Source organism: Pseudomonas emilianonis (assembly GCF_023072625.1).
Lineage (GTDB): Bacteria > Pseudomonadota > Gammaproteobacteria > Pseudomonadales > Pseudomonadaceae > Aquipseudomonas > Aquipseudomonas paraveronii.
Map to the genome: position 1 here is coordinate 1 of NZ_JAKNRV010000112.1, position 14,564 is coordinate 14,564.

At 61.6% G+C, this 14,564-nt stretch carries 17 protein-coding genes and 3 pseudogenes; 5 read left to right on the plus strand and 15 right to left on the minus strand.

Features of this window, described 5'->3' with window-relative positions:
- Window positions 1-78: 78 nt before the first annotated feature.
- From L9Z73_RS13650 to L9Z73_RS13670, 5 genes are all read right to left on the minus strand, one after another.
- Complete coding sequence (locus L9Z73_RS13650) at window positions 79-252, minus strand: DUF1427 family protein (protein WP_247401725.1); 174 nt, start codon at window positions 250-252, stop codon at window positions 79-81.
- Window positions 253-343: 91 nt separating this feature from the next.
- Window positions 344-1,108 carry an AraC family transcriptional regulator gene (locus tag L9Z73_RS13655; protein WP_247401726.1) on the minus strand — a complete coding sequence of 255 codons (765 nt, stop codon included), beginning with the start codon at window positions 1,106-1,108 and terminating at the stop codon, window positions 344-346.
- 75 nt (window positions 1,109-1,183) lie between these two features.
- Window positions 1,184-1,354 carry a metallothionein gene (locus L9Z73_RS13660; RefSeq protein WP_247401727.1) on the minus strand — a complete coding sequence of 57 codons (171 nt, stop codon included), beginning with the start codon at window positions 1,352-1,354 and terminating at the stop codon, window positions 1,184-1,186.
- A gap of 89 nt (window positions 1,355-1,443) precedes the next feature.
- The gene (locus tag L9Z73_RS13665) at window positions 1,444-1,896 is read right to left on the minus strand and encodes a DMT family transporter (protein WP_247401729.1); all 453 of its coding nucleotides are present in this window, start codon (window positions 1,894-1,896) and stop codon (window positions 1,444-1,446) included.
- A gap of 4 nt (window positions 1,897-1,900) precedes the next feature.
- Window positions 1,901-2,389, minus strand: coding sequence for a DMT family transporter (locus L9Z73_RS13670; RefSeq protein WP_247401731.1), 489 nt, complete (start codon window positions 2,387-2,389; stop codon window positions 1,901-1,903).
- A 117-nt stretch (window positions 2,390-2,506) separates the two neighbouring features.
- Here L9Z73_RS13670 and L9Z73_RS13675 point away from each other — a divergent pair, with 117 nt between their 5' ends.
- The 3 genes from L9Z73_RS13675 (at window position 2,507) to L9Z73_RS13685 (ending at window position 4,315) form a co-directional block, all read left to right on the plus strand.
- Window positions 2,507-3,439: a LysR family transcriptional regulator gene (locus L9Z73_RS13675; protein ID WP_247401732.1), complete on the plus strand. Its 933-nt coding sequence runs from the start codon at window positions 2,507-2,509 to the stop codon at window positions 3,437-3,439.
- 142 nt (window positions 3,440-3,581) lie between these two features.
- Window positions 3,582-3,941: a type II toxin-antitoxin system Phd/YefM family antitoxin gene (locus L9Z73_RS13680; RefSeq protein WP_247401734.1), complete on the plus strand. Its 360-nt coding sequence runs from the start codon at window positions 3,582-3,584 to the stop codon at window positions 3,939-3,941.
- A complete protein-coding gene (locus tag L9Z73_RS13685; protein WP_247401736.1) occupies window positions 3,938-4,315 on the plus strand; it encodes a type II toxin-antitoxin system VapC family toxin in 378 nt (125 codons plus the stop codon). The genes L9Z73_RS13680 and L9Z73_RS13685 overlap by 4 nt, the downstream gene beginning before the upstream one ends.
- Window positions 4,316-4,341: 26 nt before the next feature.
- On the opposite strand, the gene L9Z73_RS13690 is transcribed toward L9Z73_RS13685, so the two are convergent.
- The 5 genes and pseudogenes from L9Z73_RS13690 to L9Z73_RS13710 form a co-directional block, all read right to left on the minus strand.
- Window positions 4,342-5,661, minus strand: coding sequence for an Nramp family divalent metal transporter (locus L9Z73_RS13690; RefSeq protein ID WP_247401738.1), 1,320 nt, complete (start codon window positions 5,659-5,661; stop codon window positions 4,342-4,344).
- 41 nt (window positions 5,662-5,702) lie between these two features.
- Entirely contained in the window at window positions 5,703-7,256 is a 1,554-nt protein-coding gene (locus tag L9Z73_RS13695) for a DUF726 domain-containing protein (protein WP_247401740.1), read from the minus strand.
- Between the two features lie 95 nt (window positions 7,257-7,351).
- Window positions 7,352-7,663 (minus strand): annotated as a pseudogene (locus L9Z73_RS13700) (helix-turn-helix domain-containing protein); the annotation flags it as partial.
- A gap of 57 nt (window positions 7,664-7,720) precedes the next feature.
- Complete coding sequence (locus tag L9Z73_RS13705; protein WP_247401743.1) at window positions 7,721-8,026, minus strand: XRE family transcriptional regulator; 306 nt, start codon at window positions 8,024-8,026, stop codon at window positions 7,721-7,723.
- Window positions 8,019-8,325 (minus strand): annotated as a pseudogene (locus tag L9Z73_RS13710) (type II toxin-antitoxin system RelE/ParE family toxin). Before L9Z73_RS13710 ends, L9Z73_RS13705 begins: the two are co-directional and overlap by 8 nt.
- A 246-nt stretch (window positions 8,326-8,571) precedes the next feature.
- On the opposite strand from L9Z73_RS13710, the gene L9Z73_RS13715 reads away from it, so the two are divergent.
- Window positions 8,572-10,380, plus strand: a complete 1,809-nt coding sequence (locus tag L9Z73_RS13715) for a monovalent cation:proton antiporter-2 (CPA2) family protein (protein WP_247401744.1) — start codon at window positions 8,572-8,574, stop codon at window positions 10,378-10,380.
- A 76-nt stretch (window positions 10,381-10,456) separates the two neighbouring features.
- The gene (locus L9Z73_RS13720) at window positions 10,457-11,011 is read left to right on the plus strand and encodes a hypothetical protein (RefSeq protein WP_247401745.1); all 555 of its coding nucleotides are present in this window, start codon (window positions 10,457-10,459) and stop codon (window positions 11,009-11,011) included.
- A gap of 131 nt (window positions 11,012-11,142) precedes the next feature.
- On the opposite strand, the gene L9Z73_RS13725 is transcribed toward L9Z73_RS13720, so the two are convergent.
- The 5 genes and pseudogenes from L9Z73_RS13725 to L9Z73_RS13745 all read right to left on the minus strand — a co-directional run.
- Entirely contained in the window at window positions 11,143-11,862 is a 720-nt protein-coding gene (locus L9Z73_RS13725; RefSeq protein ID WP_247401746.1) for an alpha/beta hydrolase, read from the minus strand.
- A gap of 11 nt (window positions 11,863-11,873) precedes the next feature.
- Window positions 11,874-12,629: a precorrin-6A synthase (deacetylating) gene (gene cobF / locus L9Z73_RS13730; RefSeq protein ID WP_247401747.1), complete on the minus strand. Its 756-nt coding sequence runs from the start codon at window positions 12,627-12,629 to the stop codon at window positions 11,874-11,876.
- 45 nt (window positions 12,630-12,674) lie between these two features.
- Window positions 12,675-13,229: a histidine phosphatase family protein gene (locus L9Z73_RS13735; RefSeq protein WP_247401748.1), complete on the minus strand. Its 555-nt coding sequence runs from the start codon at window positions 13,227-13,229 to the stop codon at window positions 12,675-12,677.
- Between the two features lie 91 nt (window positions 13,230-13,320).
- On the minus strand, window positions 13,321-14,298 hold the full coding sequence (locus tag L9Z73_RS13740) for a LysR family transcriptional regulator (protein WP_247401749.1): 978 nt from the start codon (window positions 14,296-14,298) through the stop codon (window positions 13,321-13,323).
- A gap of 42 nt (window positions 14,299-14,340) precedes the next feature.
- Window positions 14,341-14,442 (minus strand): annotated as a pseudogene (locus tag L9Z73_RS13745) (peptidylprolyl isomerase); the annotation flags it as partial.
- Between the last annotated feature and the right edge of the window lie 122 nt (window positions 14,443-14,564).

The window sequence follows — 14,564 nt, forward strand, 5'->3', positions numbered from 1 at the left end:
GCTGTGCCGAGGTCGCAGCGTCCATTTGATGGGAGTGCCATTGGTTTTTTTGAGGTGTCGGTCAGCTTCCCATCAGGGTTAGAATCCCCGCCTAGCCCGGAGTGTGTACTTATGTCCCAAGAACTTTTCGCCGAGCAACATGCCCATCAGGCCTACCAGCGCGATGGCCGGCGGCGCGGGCGAGCGGAAGTCCAGCGCGCCGTAGATCACGCCGACGAAGAGGCCAATGGCAAGGGAGATCAGGTAATTCATGGGGAGCAGCGCCTGGTGGTTGGATGGCGCTTAGTGTAGGAAGCTGCCGCCCACCTCGTCGGCCAAGTGCTTCAGGATTTCGGCCAAACCCTCAACCGCCGTACTGCGACGGTGCCACGCCGAGTTCCCGACGGAACATGTCGCTGAAACTGCTGGGCGAGTAACCCAGGGATCGCGCAATAGCGCTGACTGACTGGCCCTGGATCAACTCGGCCACCGCCGTGGCCAGTTGCACCTGGCGGCGCCATTGCGCGAAGCCCATCCCCAGGTGGTTCTGGAACAGCCGCGCCAAAGTACGCACGCTGGCACCGGCGGCCTCGGCATGATGTTCGAAGGAAATCGCCAGGGACGGCGCAGCCATCACCGCCTGGCAGGCATTGATCAGGCGGCGGTCCGCCTCCAGCGGCATGGCGATGCGGATTGAGGCGCGGCGTGCGCGCTGCAGTTCCAGCAAGGCCAGGCCGACCACCGCGTCGTAATAGACGGCATCGCCACTGTCGCCCTGCTCCACCAGCGTGACGATCAGCTCGCGCAGCAGCCCGCCGACTTCAATCACCTGCACCTGGCTGTCCAGCGTCGCCGCCAATGCCGGGCGCAGGTAGATATTGCGCATCTGCAAATCCGAAACCACACGTATCCCGTGTTCCACACCCGGCGGCAGCCAGACGGCACGTTGGGGCGGCACCACCAGCGCTTCGCGTGGCGTCTCGACCCACATCACACCGCTCATGGCGTAGAGCAACTGGCCCCAATCATGGCGATGGGGTTCCACATACAAACCACGCGGGTAGGTACGCGCCAGCGGCTGCACGGGGAAGGCGTGATCACTGAGGTCGGGGGGCGCGGCCAGGGCCATGGGTACACATCCGGCAAAGGTGAGCGGCCATGGTAATGACCACCGCCCGACAAGCCGAGTGAATTTTTACCGCGTTCAGCCTTCAGCCGACTTGGCGCATTCGCAGCCTGTCGCCGCCGCACACGGCTCACCATGCGCATGGTGTTCGGCGCAGCCTTGGCAGCAATAGCCCTTACCGTCTTTCATCACCGCATCCACTCCCAGCACACATTTGCAGTGTGGGCAGGCACAGGTTGTATCTGGCATGGTCAGACTCCTTCTTCATGGTCGTCCCGGTGTGGCGAACGCCAACACCTTTAGCAGTGACTGCGGGCCGACGCGGATGGTTCCAACCATCAGTCGGTGCGGGTATTGCTGCGATACATGAACACCAGCGCCAGTGCCAGGCAGGCCATCGCCACGATCCGGCTGCCCGACAGCTCGATGGCCGGGTTGCCCAGCCAGCCGAAGTTATCGATCAGCATGCCCATGCCCAATTGCCCGACGATCACCGCCACGGTAGCGACTGCCGCACCGACCACCGGCACCGCGCCGACCATCACCATCATGTACACCACCCCGAACAGGGCACCGGTCAGTTGCCATTTCGGCACGTCCAGCAGGCTCACGGCCTGGGCCGGTTCGAAGAAGAAAATCAACAGCGCGGTCGTCAGCGCCCCCACCGCAAAGGTCAGCAAGCTGCTGCGCAACACGCCCACCGTCTGGCCCAAACGGCCATTGATCGCCGCCTGCACACTCAACACCGCACCTGCGGCAATCACCAGTACCAACAACAGAGTCAAATTCATCGTCTTAGCCTCGTGCAATCAAAACAAGCGCCGCCACAATCAACGCCAACGCAATCCAGCGCTCGCCGTTGACCCGCTTGCGCGCGGTGCCGAACCAGCCGAAATGGTCGATCAGCACGCTCTTGCCGACCTGCCCCGAGAGAATCGCGATCATCGTCATCGCGATGCCGATATGCGGCGTGGCCAGGGTCAGCACCACCACGTACATCGGCCCCAGGAACCCGCCGATCAACTGCCAGCGCGGCAGGTCGGTTAACGCCGGGCCCTTTTGCGGGCCGCTGAACAACAACAGCACATACAAAATCGCCGAACCGACGCCAAAAATGCTCAAGGTCGCCCACAAATGGCCCACCTGCACGCCCAGCGGGCCGAGCAAACCGGCCTCCACCGACAAGCCCATGCCGGCGAAGATCACCAGGGGCAACAACAGCAACCGCAGAAGGTTTTTTTTCGGCCGGGCCTGCGCCACACCCTCGATAGAACTGGCTTGCATACATCACCTGCGTTTCAAGAAAGGAAACCTGGCGCGCATTATCCGGTGGCCGTGCTGTGCGATAAATGGGAGCATACGTACAACACCTTTGCGCAACACGCACAGCCTGGAGGCATGATGCAGGGCTTGAATGAATTGAGTTTCAAGGCGCTGCGCCTGTTCGTCGCGGTGCTGGACCACGGCAGTTTTTCCGAAGTGGCGCGCCGTGAGGGCCTGGCGCCCTCTTCCATTTCCCGGCAGATCCAACTGATGGAACAGGCGCTCGGGCAACAGTTGCTCTATCGCCACACCCGCGCGGTCAGCCCCACCGAAGCCGGGCGCCTGCTCGGGCGGCATGCACGCTTAATGCTGGAACAACTGGAAGCCGCCGGCCAGGCCCTGCAAGAACAGGAAAGCGAGCCCAGCGGCCTGGTGCGGATAAACGCACCGATGGTGTTCGGTCAACGCCACCTTTCACCGTGGCTGGGGGAATTGTGCCGGCGCTATCCGAAGCTGCAGTTGGATATCCAGCAAACCGACACCTACGTCGACCCGCTGCAGGACGGCACCGACCTGCTGTTTCGCATCGGCGTACTCAACGACTCGGGCATGCAGGCACGCATCTTCGCTCCCCAGCGCTTTCGCATCGCCGCCAGCCCGGCGTACCTGGCAGAACATGGCAGCCCCAGCCACCCCGACGAACTGGTCAACCACCAGTGCCTGGCCTACAAAGGCATCACCGGCCAGCAGCGCTGGTTCTTCCGCCGCGACCAGGGCGACTGGACGCCCTACAGCGTCAAAGGCCCCATCACCGGCAACCACGCCGACACCCTGACCCACGCCGCCGAACAAGGCCTGGGGCTGGTGGTGTTTCCATCGTGGCTGATCGGTGAAAGCCTGCGCGCCGGCACCTTGCAGGCGGTGCTGACGGAATACGACGTGGCAACCACCCTGGAGCCGCAGCAGATTGCAGCGTTGTGGCCCGGGAGCCGGCGGTTGTCGTTGAAGGTGCGCACGGTGATTGATTATTTCGTGGAGCGCTTTGGGGCGGTGCCGTATTGGGATCGATGAGCGAGCGAGATCCACCACAACCACGCTCATAAGGAAAACGCCTCGCGGCTAAATGTAGGTCCGTTCCGTTTTTTCGGGCCACTATTCCTAAGCCCCCCACGCTGCGACAGACTTTGGCGAATTCCTTGTTCGGAGAAATGCCATGGATGTCATGTACCGCTACCCGTCGCACTCAAAACGGTTGGCGTCAACCAGCGGTCAGGCCGTCTTTGATAGCGCCAGCAGTTTTGGCTATATTTGGCCAAAATATGCGGAGAGCCACATGATGACCGTCCCGCTGGGTGAAGCAAAAAACACGTTGTCAAAACTGGTTGATGAGGCGGCGGCTGGCAACATCATCACCATCTCCAAGCATGGACGGGCGATGGCACAGCTTGTCCCTGTCGGAAAATCCAAAGGCCGGCGGATTGGCGCCATGAAAGGCAAGCTGGTGATCCCGAATGACTTTGACGCGCCTTTGTCTGACGACCTCCTCGATGCGTTCCAGGGCACTCATTCATGAGAGTGCTGCTGGATACCCACATCCTGCTGTGGGCGTTGAATGATGACCCCAAGCTATCCAGCAAAGCCCGAAAGCTGATTGAACATGCGGCAGAGATCTACATCAGTGCCGCCACATTCTGGGAACTGGCGATCAAGGTAGGCCTGGGGAAACTCACTGTCGATCTGGATGAAATCCGTGAGTACTGCCTGCAAAGCGGTTTCGTCGAACTCCCCATCACGTCAGAACACGCCATTGCCGTAAAGGATCTTGAGCCTCATCACAAAGACCCTTTCGATCGGCTCATCGTTGCAACCGCCATGAGCGAACCGATGAAGCTATTGACCGCCGATCCGCAGGTTACCCAATACACATCGCTGGCGATCCTGGTGTAAATCGCCCGAGCGCCGCAAGCCTTGGATCAAAACAACCACTGCCCGATCAACCACGCGTTCGCCCCACTGATCAGCGCAAACAGAAACCACGCCAGCAACCGCGTCGGCAGGCGGTTGACGAACGGGCCCATCAGTTGCGCGTCGCCGGTCATGCGGATCAGCGGATACAGCGCAAACGGCAACTGCAGGCTGAGCACCACCTGGCTGAGAATCAGCAGCTTGCCAATGGCATCGTCGCCCATCAGCCACACCCCCACAAACGCCGGGATCAGCGCCAGCCCACGGGTGATCAGGCGGCGCTGCCAGCAGGGAATGCGCAGGTTAAGGTAGCCCTCCATGATCACTTGCCCGGCGATGGTGCCGGTGAAGGTGGAACTCTGCCCGGAGGCCAGCAAGGCGACGCCGAACAGAATGCTGGCGAAGGCGCCGCCGACCAGCGGATCGAGCAAATGGTAGGCGTCCTGGATCTCGACCACATCCGCATGCCCGGTTTTATGGAACGCGGCGGCGGCCAGTATCAGGATCGCGGCGTTGACCAGCAACGCCAGGGCCAGGGAGCCGATGGTGTCGATACGCGCCAGCTTGACCGCGTCCTGCTTGCTGGCGAGGTCTTTGCCGATCAGCCGGGTTTGCACGATCGAGCTGTGCAGGTAGAGGTTATGCGGCATGACCGTGGCGCCGAGGATACCAATCGCCAGGTACAACGGCGCGGCATCGCTGATGGCCGACAGCGACGGCGCGAAACCGCTGAACACGTCCGGCCAGTAGGGTTTGATCAGCATCAGTTCGATGAAGAAGCACACGCCGATGGTCGCGACCAGCGCCAGCATGATCGCTTCCAGGCGGCGGAAACCGCGATTTTGCAGGGCCAGGACCAACAGCGTGTCAAACGCCGTGATGACAATACCGGTGGTCAACGAAACACCCAGCAGCAAGTGAAACGCCAGGGCGCAGCCAAGCACTTCGGCGAGGTCGGTGGCAATGATGGAAATTTCCGCCAACACCCACTGGGTGCGGGCCGAGCGCTGGCTATAGCGTTCGCGGCACAGTTGCGCCAGGTCCTTGCCGGTGGCGATGCCCAGGCGCGAGCACAGGCACTGCACCACCATGCCCGCCAGGCTGGCCAGCAGCACCACAAACAGCAGGTTGTAGCCGTAGCGCGAACCGGCCTCGATGGCCGTGGCCCAGTTGCCCGGGTCCATGTAGCCGATGGAAATCAGCAAGCCGGGGCCGGCAAACATCAGCATCCGTTTGAAAAACGACGCCTTGGGATCGACGATGACAGAGCCGGCCACTTCAGGCGGGCAGAACGGAGCGGTAGCGATTTTCGGCAGGCTGAATTTCACGCAGTATTCCAGGCAAACACATTAGGCAAGCCCGCAGCTTATCAGTCGGACGTAACCGTGCGCATCACCGTGTCTCGCGGCAGGTCAAACGCTTCGACCACTTGTACCACCAGGTCCATCTCCTGGTTCAATGCTTCGCGCTCCATGCGCTGGCGGATCACCCCGATCACCAGCACCGCCAAGGTTGTGATCGAATACGCCGGGCCGGAAAACGCGCGCACCCCACTCACCAACAACATCGCCGCCGCCAGCGCCTGGCCCACCAGCGGAATCGCCGTGGCCGCGCCGCGCCGCAGGATAAACCCAGTGAGCCCCGCCAACGCCGTACCGCTCAACGCCGTGGCAGCCGAACGGCCGAGATCGATGCGATGGAACAAGCCCTGCTCCTTTTGCGCCGCCGCCTGAAGCTCGGCATCGAACGCCTGGCGGTCGGCATGGCTGAGTTTGTCCTTGTATTGCTCGATCAGTGTTTCCGCGACCTGCGCTTCGATGTCCGCCAGCGCGACGGTCTCCATCGGCTCATCGAACTTGATCCCCAGCCGCTGCGCCACATCCTCGGCGATCTGGCGATAACCCACGCCGTGCCCCCGGGCGAGGTTCATGAAGCTGTCACCGCCCATGCGCTGCAACTCGATGGCCAACTTCAATGGCTCACGCACCGCCGCATCAATCGAGGCGCTGCGCTTTTGCGCGATCAATTCGGCGAGGAATTTCAGCTCGTCCGGGCGCGCCTGCACCAACGCAGGGAACAGTTCGCGATCTTCTTCGGCAAAGCGCACTTCGGTACTGCGCTGGTCGGCGCGGATCATGCCGCGTCGCTCCTGCAGCAGGTCGGTGTACTGCACCACCGTCTGCAACTGTGGCCAATAGGCCGCATGATCGAAGCTGGCCAGGTGAACGTTGGTCACCTTGGCCTTGAGCGCAGGCGTGATCGGGATGGCATAGCGGCCGATGCAACGCTCGGTATCCGGTTTCATCGCCAGGGCCCAGTCCTTGCTGGAATGACAGTTGATCACCCGCCCCGAGAACGGTGCAGACACTTCATCCCAAGGGCTCGACGTGCAGATCGCCCCACCCATCAACAGCAAATTGTTCAACGGCAGTTCGCGGGCGGTGTCGGGGTTGGCCAACACGCTCTTGACCAGGATGCGCGCGCCGAGGGAATGGCCGATCAAGTTGATGCGCCGCACCTGCAGCGACTCGCCGTGGAGGAACTCGGCCAATTCCGGCAACAGGCTGCGGGCCACTTCATCCACCCGGGCCTCGACACTTTTGTAATGGTCGAGAAAATACCCGATCGCCTTGCCCACCCCTACCGTCGCAGCGCCCAGGCCACCACCGCCGAGCATTGCGGTGATCACGTCCTTGAACGGTGCAAACAGGTTTTCCAGAAAATGCCCGGCAGGCCAGAACAGCATCAGGTTGGTCGAACCTTCGATACGTGCCAGTTGCGCCGTGAAGTTGCCCAGTTGCTGCCGGTCAAAGAACGCCGAGTAACCGTGAACATAGAGATTGAGCACGTCCCCCTGAGGCTCGCCGCACAGTACGAACGTGGGCTTGCGGGTACGGTGCATTTCATCCCACTGGTGCTGCATGGGCCGGTGACTCCTGGTGACGAGAGACGGCGATAGTAACAAAGGGCGGCGCCACAGGAAGGTGAATCCTGACGGGCGTGGACGGCACAACAGCCTCAGAACAACGCCGCCGCCTTTGATTTAGCCAGATAACGCGCCGGGGTATCGCCCAGGTTGCGCCGGAACAGCGCAGTGAACGCGCTGGCACTGCTAAAGCCCAACTCAAACGCCACGTCGGTGATCGACACGCCGTGGCTGAGCCGGGCGGTGGCTTCCAGCAGGCAGACTTGCTGGCGCCAGGAGACGAACGTCATGCCCGTGCTCTCAAGGAAATGCCGGGTAAAGGTGCGTCGACTCATGCTCGACCAAGCAGCCATTTCGTCAATGGAGACGCTTTGCGTAGGCGCCTCAAGAAAACGTTGGCAGGCTCACGGGACTGGCCGTAGGGTTGTACCGCACGCCCGCAAGTGCGCATGGCAAAACACTCAGCCAGCGAAATTGTCGATCTTCACCTGACCATCGGGAAACGTCGCGATAATTTCCAGCTCGCCGCCCATCGCGCGGAGGTAGTCGCGCAGCGTGCTGATGTACATGTCGGTGCGCCGCTCCATCTTGGAGACCGCGGCCTGGTTGATATTCAGTGCTTTGGCCAGGCTGGCCTGGCTCAACTGTTGAGCCTTGCGCAGTTCATGCAGGGGCATCTCTTTCAAGTGCTGCTGGAATAGCTGCTCTGCATCGGCGCGCGACTCGGGAGTCATGCGCGCTTGCAGTTCAGCGAATTTTTTAGCCATGGTTGCGGCCCTCTTTACCCAGTGTTTTCAAATGTTCGTCATACAGCTTTTCTGCCGCGGGGACGTGCTCGTCGTACCATCGGTGTTGCCCGCGCTTATCGCCACCGATCAGCAATACCGCGCAGTTCCCGCAGGTGCCCGTATCGAGAGCCTTTGATATCGCTGCTGTGAGGAAAGCCCAGCCCTGGCCCGAAAAGCCCCAGCAGATCAACGCTGGCAGATACCGACACCTGCGCCTTTGCATCCAGACCATTCCACCAGTTGCCGAATTCATCCGTGTATTCAATGTCCCAATCCATGCAAATATTCCACCCAAGGAATATAAACTCGAGAACATAACGCTAGAAGACCAATGGGACATGCCGCCACCCGATCCCCCGGGAAGATTGTTTGTACATCCTTCCGACACGCCCGCGAGAACGCGGTCGCCCAGCAGAAAATCCCGCGCCTTGCACGATCACGCACTGCAAAAACACAATTATCGACAGGTAAAAAGCGCTCTAATAGCCGCCTGTTGACTGGTTTTAAAGATTTTGGAGTTCGCAATGCCCCATGAAGGCAACCTGTTACAAGCAGCCGTGGTGTTCCTGCTCGCCGCCGTGCTGACCGTGCCCCTGGCCAAGCGCCTGCAATTGGGCGCGGTGCTGGGCTATCTGTTCGCCGGTGTCATCATCGGCCCGTCGGTGCTGGGGTTGATCGGTAACCCGCAAAGCGTCGCGCAGTTCTCGGAGCTGGGTGTGGTGTTGCTGCTGTTCATCATCGGCCTGGAGTTGTCGCCAAAACGTTTATGGGTGATGCGCAAGGCGGTGTTCGGCGTCGGCCTGGCCCAGGTGCTGCTCACCGGCCTGGTGATGGGCGGGGTGGCGCTGTGGCTGTTTGGCCAGTCGTGGAACAGCGCGATCGTGCTCGGCCTGGGCCTGGCGCTGTCGTCCACCGCTTTTGGCCTGCAAAGCCTGGCCGAGCGCAAGGAATTGAACCAGCCCCACGGGCGCCTGGCCTTTGCGATTTTGCTGTTCCAGGACATTGCAGCAATCCCACTGATTGCCATGGTGCCGTTACTGGCCGGGGGTGATCACCCGAGCTCGCAGGCCCAGGGCCTGCAGCACGTGTTGCAGATCCTCGGCAGCATCGCCGTGGTGATCATCGGCGGGCGCTATATGTTGCGCCCGGTGTTTCGCATCGTCGCCAAGACTGGCCTGCGCGAAGTGTCCACGGCCACCGCGTTGCTGGTGGTGATCGGCACCGCCTGGCTGATGGAACTGGTGGGTGTGTCCATGGCCCTGGGCGCCTTCCTCGCCGGCCTGCTGCTGGCCGATTCGGAATACCGCCACGAGCTGGAATCCCAGATCGAACCGTTCAAGGGCCTGCTGCTGGGCCTGTTTTTCATCAGCGTGGGCATGGGCGCCAACCTCAGCCTGCTGCTCAGCTCGCCGCTGGTGGTGATCGGCCTGACCCTGCTGTTGATCGGTTTGAAACTGCCGCTGCTGTATGCCGTCGGCCGACTGGTGGGCGATCTCAACCGCGAGAGCGCCTTGCGCCTGGGCGTGGTGCTGGCCGCAGGCGGTGAATTCGCCTTCGTGGTGTTCAAGATCGGCCGCGACCAGGGCCTGTTCGAACCGCACCTGTACGACATCCTGGTGCTGACCATCACCCTGTCGATGGCCGTGACGCCACTGCTGTTGCTGGTCTGCCCGAAACTGTTCAAGCCCAGGGTCAAACCCGTGGAGGTCCCCGAGGAATATCGCACCATCCAAAGCGATGCACCGCGCGTGGTCATCGCCGGCATGGGCCGTATGGGTCAGATCGTCGCGCGAATCCTGCGCGCGCAGAACATTTCGTTTATCGCCCTGGACACCTCGGTGGAAACCATCGAGCTGACCCGCAGTTTCGGCGGCATGCCAGTGTTCTACGGCGACCCGCAACGTCCGGAAATCCTGCACGCAGCCAAGGTCGACCGGGCGGAATTCTTCGTCATCGCCATGGATGACCCGGAGATCAACATCAAAACCGCCGAACTGGTGCGCAGCCTCTATCCGCACATGAAGATCATCGCTCGCGCCCGTAACCGTCAGCACGTGCACCGCCTGGTGGACCTCGACGCGTCACCGGTGCGCGAAACCTTCTATTCCAGCCTGGAGATGAGCCGCCGCACCCTGGTGGGTCTCGGCCTGAGCCAGGCCCAGGCCGACGCGCGCATCACCCGCTTCAAGAACCACGACCTGCAAGTCCTCGCCGCCCAGCACGCGGTGTACGACGACGCGGCCAAGGTCATGCAGACCGCCCAGGAAGCCCGTGCAGAACTGGCGCGGTTGTTCGAGATGGACCGGCTTGAGGAAGAGTCCGACAAGGTGTGATGGCGCGGATGAACGATCTTGCGAATTTTCTGACAGAATACGGCGCAATTTCGTTCATCTACCGGAGCGCTTCTTCATGGCCACTTTCACCAAGACCGCCGTCCTGCTCGCCCTGGCGCTTAGCGCCGGCAGCGTATTCGCCGCGGCCAAGCCGGCTGACCAGAGCATCTCCACCCTCGGCGGCAAGTTCACCTTCAACTTGCCCAAGGCCTACGTCGCCGACCCCCTGCCAGCCAGCAAGGCGGCAGACGGCACCGGGGATACCCAAGGTACGATGTACGCGAACCAAACCACGAAAAGTGTGGTCATCGTCGCCGAAACCGTGCGCAACGACGGGGTAACCATTAAAGATAATGACCCGCAGTTCCTCGACGGAGCGGTAGCTGGCTTCATCAAGGACCAGAGCGCCGCCCTGCCCGACTTCAAGAAACAGAACGAAAAGAAACTCACCTTCAAGGGCCTTGGCCTGCGCCAGGTCGACAGCACGGCCACCCAGGGCGGCGGCAAGACCTTGAACTCCACCTTCCTCGGCGGTTCCGGCAATCACTTGCTGGTGATCCAGGCCATTTCGCGGGCGGATGATGTGAAGGGGCATGCAGAATTGGTGAAACAGATCACCGGCGGCAAGTAAACCGATCTATCAAGCGACACAGATCAACTGTGGGAGGGGGCTTGCTCCCGATGGCGGTGTATCAGTTGATAGATGTACTGACTGACACTCCGCTATCGGGAGCAAGCCCCCTCCCACAGTTCTAGCGGTGTTCACTTCACATTGGTTTCCAACCAGACCTTCAAATCCTGCACTTCTGCCGCGCTGATGGTGTGGTTCATGCCCGGGTAAGTATGAAACTCCGGCTTCAACCCCAACCCCGACAACACCTCGTTCGCCCGCGTCGCCGAGGCATACGGCAGCGCTTGGTCCAACGTGCCGTGGCCAATGAAAATCGCCAGTTGGCCCAATCGCTCATCCGGCTTGAGCTGTGCCTTGAGCACCGGCAGCACGCTGCCACTGAGCGCAGCAATCCCGCGCACCAACTCAGGGTCACGTAACGCCACCTCATAGGACATGATCGCGCCCTGGCTGAACCCTACCAAAAACACCCGGTCAGGCTGGGTGTGGTATTTGGCGGTGGCCTTGGCGACAAACGCCTTGATCAGCCTGGCGCTGTTCTGCAGGTCCTCAGTCACCCCATCGTAATCGCCGTCGCCCGGGGTCTTGGTAAACCAGCGAAACCCATTCGGGTCCACCGGCGTCGGCGCCCGCGCCGACAGGTAGGTCCAGGTGGACGGCAGCGCATCCTTGATGCCAAACAGGTCTTCCTCGTTGCTGCCGAAACCGTGCAGGAAAATCACCAGCGGCTGGTTGCGCGCATCGCCCTGGGTCTGCTCCAGGTACGACAGCGGCAAGTCGGTGTGCAGGCTGGAATCGGCATGGGCGGCACCGGCCACCAGGGTCAGTGCCAGAGCGAACAGTTTGATCATGGGAATCGACCTCAGGGTTTGCGCAGCAAATAAGTGTCCATGATCCAGCCATTGGCCAGACGCGCAGCCTTGCGCACCCGTTGGATTTCTTCACCGACCTCACTCACCTTGCCGCTGATGAGGATTTCATCCGGCGTGCCGAGGTAGGCACCCCAATAAATATCCAGGTCCTGATCGGCTACGGTGCGGTAGGAATCTTCGGCGTCGAGCATCACCACCAGAGTGTCGGCATCACTCGCCTGCCCCGCCGCCAAGCGGCGCCCGGTGGTGATTTCGATGGAGCGGCCGATGCGGTTCAGCGGCACTTTGTGCTGGGCCGCCAGGGCCTGCACGCTGGTAATGCCGGGGATCACTTCGAACTCAAAGACGCAGCGGCCACTGGCCAGGATCGCCTGCAAAATGCGAAGGGTGCTGTCGTACAACGCAGGATCGCCCCACGCCAGGAACGCCCCCACTTCGCCGTCGGCCATTTCCTCGTTGATCATGCGCTCGAAGGTCTGCTGCTTGTCGCGGTTGAGGTCCTGCACGGCGCTGGTGTAGTCGATGTCCCCACGCACCCGCTCGGGGCAATCGGCCTCGACGAAGCGGTAGCCGGGCTCGGTGATGTAGGTCGCGCAGATCTCACGGCGCAGGTCGATCAGCTTGTCTTTGCTCTGGCCCTTGTCCATCAGGAAAAACACGTCGGTGCGGTTCAGCGCTTTCACGGCCTGCATCGTGATGTAGTCAGGGTTGCCGGCACCAATGCCGATGATCAGGATGCGTTTCATGGGTTGCTCTCATTGCGGGGCGTGGATTTTGCCATGTTCACGCACTCAGGCGTGAGTTTCCAGGCGCAGGCGCCAGACGCCGTTGAAGCGCAGTTCAGTGCAAGACAGCGGCTCCACATCGATGCGATAGAACATCGCGACGGGAAACTGCATGACGTACAGCATTGCGGCGCGGATGACAAACGGGTGGGTAACGGCCACGACATGGCCGGGTTCGGTTTGCAGCGACTGCATCCACTGCGCGACCCGTGCACAGAGCTGATCCACCGACTCGCCACCGTGAGGTGCGCTGGCGCTGTCGGTGAGCCAGGTGGTCAGTTCGGCGCTGTCGAGCGCGGCGATGCCCTGACCTTTCCAGTGCCCCACATCGCAATCGCGCAAGGCTTCGTCGATCGCCGCCTGATTGCCGAACAAGCTCGCCGTCTGACGGGTTCGCGCCTCGGGCCCACAGCGCAGCCGCAGGTTTTTCTTGTAGCGACCGGCCAGGGATAACGCCGCGCTTTGCCAATCCATCGCCACCGATTCGTCATCGGCAAAGCAACCGCGCTTTTGCAACGGCGTGGCGGCATGGCAGATCAGTGTCAAACGGCTGGCTTGCATCGCAGATCGCAGCTAGGTGAAGGATAAGGCGACCAAGACTGGCGCAATTGGCGCCATGACGCAACGCCTTGAGCCAGAGGGCGCTGCTGCGCTAATCAAACCACTCCCGCCGCCCCTCGAACGTACTGGCGATCAACTCGACAATCATCTGCACCGCTTCGGCATGCTGCACCCGCGCATTCACCGCCAGCCAAACCTGGCGCTGCATGGGCTCGGCGAGCAATCCCGGCAAGGCCACCAGGCCACGGTCGAAGCTGCCCATGTAGTGCGGCAGCAAACCGATGCAGGCACCGCAACGGATCATCTCCAGCATCAGCGAATAGGCATGCACCTGCACCACCGCGGCCAGGCGCTGTGCTACTACGGTGTTCCACGGCTGCAACGCGTCCACCTGCACATCCGGTTGCCACTGCACCAACATGTAGTCATCGAGGTCTTCGACACTGTCGGGGCGGGTCGTCAGCCGCGAGTAACGCTTGGCGATGTGCGGCAGGTAGTGCAAATGCGCCAGGAGCCGAGGCGGCTCGGTGGGAAAGCTCGGGCCAGGCGCGGGGCCGTCCGCGTCCGACAGCCACAGCACCACGTCAACGTCCACCGCTTGCAGGGACAGTTGGCTGTCGATGGAGATGATCTCCAGGCGCACACTGGCGTTGCGGCGCAGCAAGGCGATCAAGTCGCGCCCGAGGATGTCGTGCAGGATCGGCTCGGCTACGGCCAGGCGAATCAGCGGCTGCGCCACCGCCGGCAGGCGCCGCGCGTGAGCCAGGGCCAGCAACTGCGCCTGCAACTGCTGGCCATCGCGGCTGAGTACCAGACCGTTGCCCTGGTAGCTGAACAACGCATGGTGCAGCTGCTCTTCCAGTTGCGCCAGGCGTTTGCGCAGCAGCGTCGCCTTGATATTCAGGCTGCGCGCCGCCTGCATGAAACAGCCGCAGCGCGCACTCACCAGAAAGTAGCGCGCGACCTCCGGCTCGATGTCGTTGGCCAGGGCCAGCCAGGCGCTACGGGGTTGATTCGGCGCGCGATAGGGTGCGCGCCCCGGGAGGCCAGACGGTTCTAGAAATGCCATGGGAGACTCCCTGTCTTGTGCATCCAATACGGTCGACGCGTGTTACTCCAGCAGCGTGTTCAACTGCGCGCCGTCGATACTCAACGTCGCGGTATTGAGCATGCCTTCCAGGTACGCCTTGGCGATCTGTTCCTGACGTTGCGTCGCGCAGCCTGGGTGGAGTGGGGTTTTTAGACTGGTGTGCGGATCAATGTTGGTCCTTCATCGTTTCTTACCCCTTCCAGGAGGTGCTTCATGTTGGGTATTGGTTATGGCATGGGTGTGTT

Bases quoted from the DNA above. Each gene is read 5' to 3' on its own strand.
- L9Z73_RS13650 (WP_247401725.1), bottom strand. From the start codon at position 252: ATGAATTACCTGATCTCCCTTGCCATTGGCCTCTTCGTCGGCGTGATC.
- L9Z73_RS13655 (WP_247401726.1), bottom strand. From the start codon at position 1,108: ATGGCCCTGGCCGCGCCCCCCGACCTCAGTGATCACGCCTTCCCCGTG.
- L9Z73_RS13660 (WP_247401727.1), bottom strand. From the start codon at position 1,354: ATGCCAGATACAACCTGTGCCTGCCCACACTGCAAATGTGTGCTGGGA.
- L9Z73_RS13665 (WP_247401729.1), bottom strand. From the start codon at position 1,896: ATGAATTTGACTCTGTTGTTGGTACTGGTGATTGCCGCAGGTGCGGTG.
- L9Z73_RS13670 (WP_247401731.1), bottom strand. From the start codon at position 2,389: ATGCAAGCCAGTTCTATCGAGGGTGTGGCGCAGGCCCGGCCGAAAAAA.
- L9Z73_RS13675 (WP_247401732.1), top strand. From the start codon at position 2,507: ATGCAGGGCTTGAATGAATTGAGTTTCAAGGCGCTGCGCCTGTTCGTC.
- L9Z73_RS13680 (WP_247401734.1), top strand. From the start codon at position 3,582: ATGGATGTCATGTACCGCTACCCGTCGCACTCAAAACGGTTGGCGTCA.
- L9Z73_RS13685 (WP_247401736.1), top strand. From the start codon at position 3,938: ATGAGAGTGCTGCTGGATACCCACATCCTGCTGTGGGCGTTGAATGAT.
- L9Z73_RS13695 (WP_247401740.1), bottom strand. From the start codon at position 7,256: ATGCAGCACCAGTGGGATGAAATGCACCGTACCCGCAAGCCCACGTTC.
- L9Z73_RS13705 (WP_247401743.1), bottom strand. From the start codon at position 8,026: ATGGCTAAAAAATTCGCTGAACTGCAAGCGCGCATGACTCCCGAGTCG.
- L9Z73_RS13715 (WP_247401744.1), top strand. From the start codon at position 8,572: ATGCCCCATGAAGGCAACCTGTTACAAGCAGCCGTGGTGTTCCTGCTC.
- L9Z73_RS13720 (WP_247401745.1), top strand. From the start codon at position 10,457: ATGGCCACTTTCACCAAGACCGCCGTCCTGCTCGCCCTGGCGCTTAGC.
- L9Z73_RS13725 (WP_247401746.1), bottom strand. From the start codon at position 11,862: ATGATCAAACTGTTCGCTCTGGCACTGACCCTGGTGGCCGGTGCCGCC.
- cobF (WP_247401747.1), bottom strand. From the start codon at position 12,629: ATGAAACGCATCCTGATCATCGGCATTGGTGCCGGCAACCCTGACTAC.
- L9Z73_RS13735 (WP_247401748.1), bottom strand. From the start codon at position 13,229: ATGCAAGCCAGCCGTTTGACACTGATCTGCCATGCCGCCACGCCGTTG.
- L9Z73_RS13740 (WP_247401749.1), bottom strand. From the start codon at position 14,298: ATGGCATTTCTAGAACCGTCTGGCCTCCCGGGGCGCGCACCCTATCGC.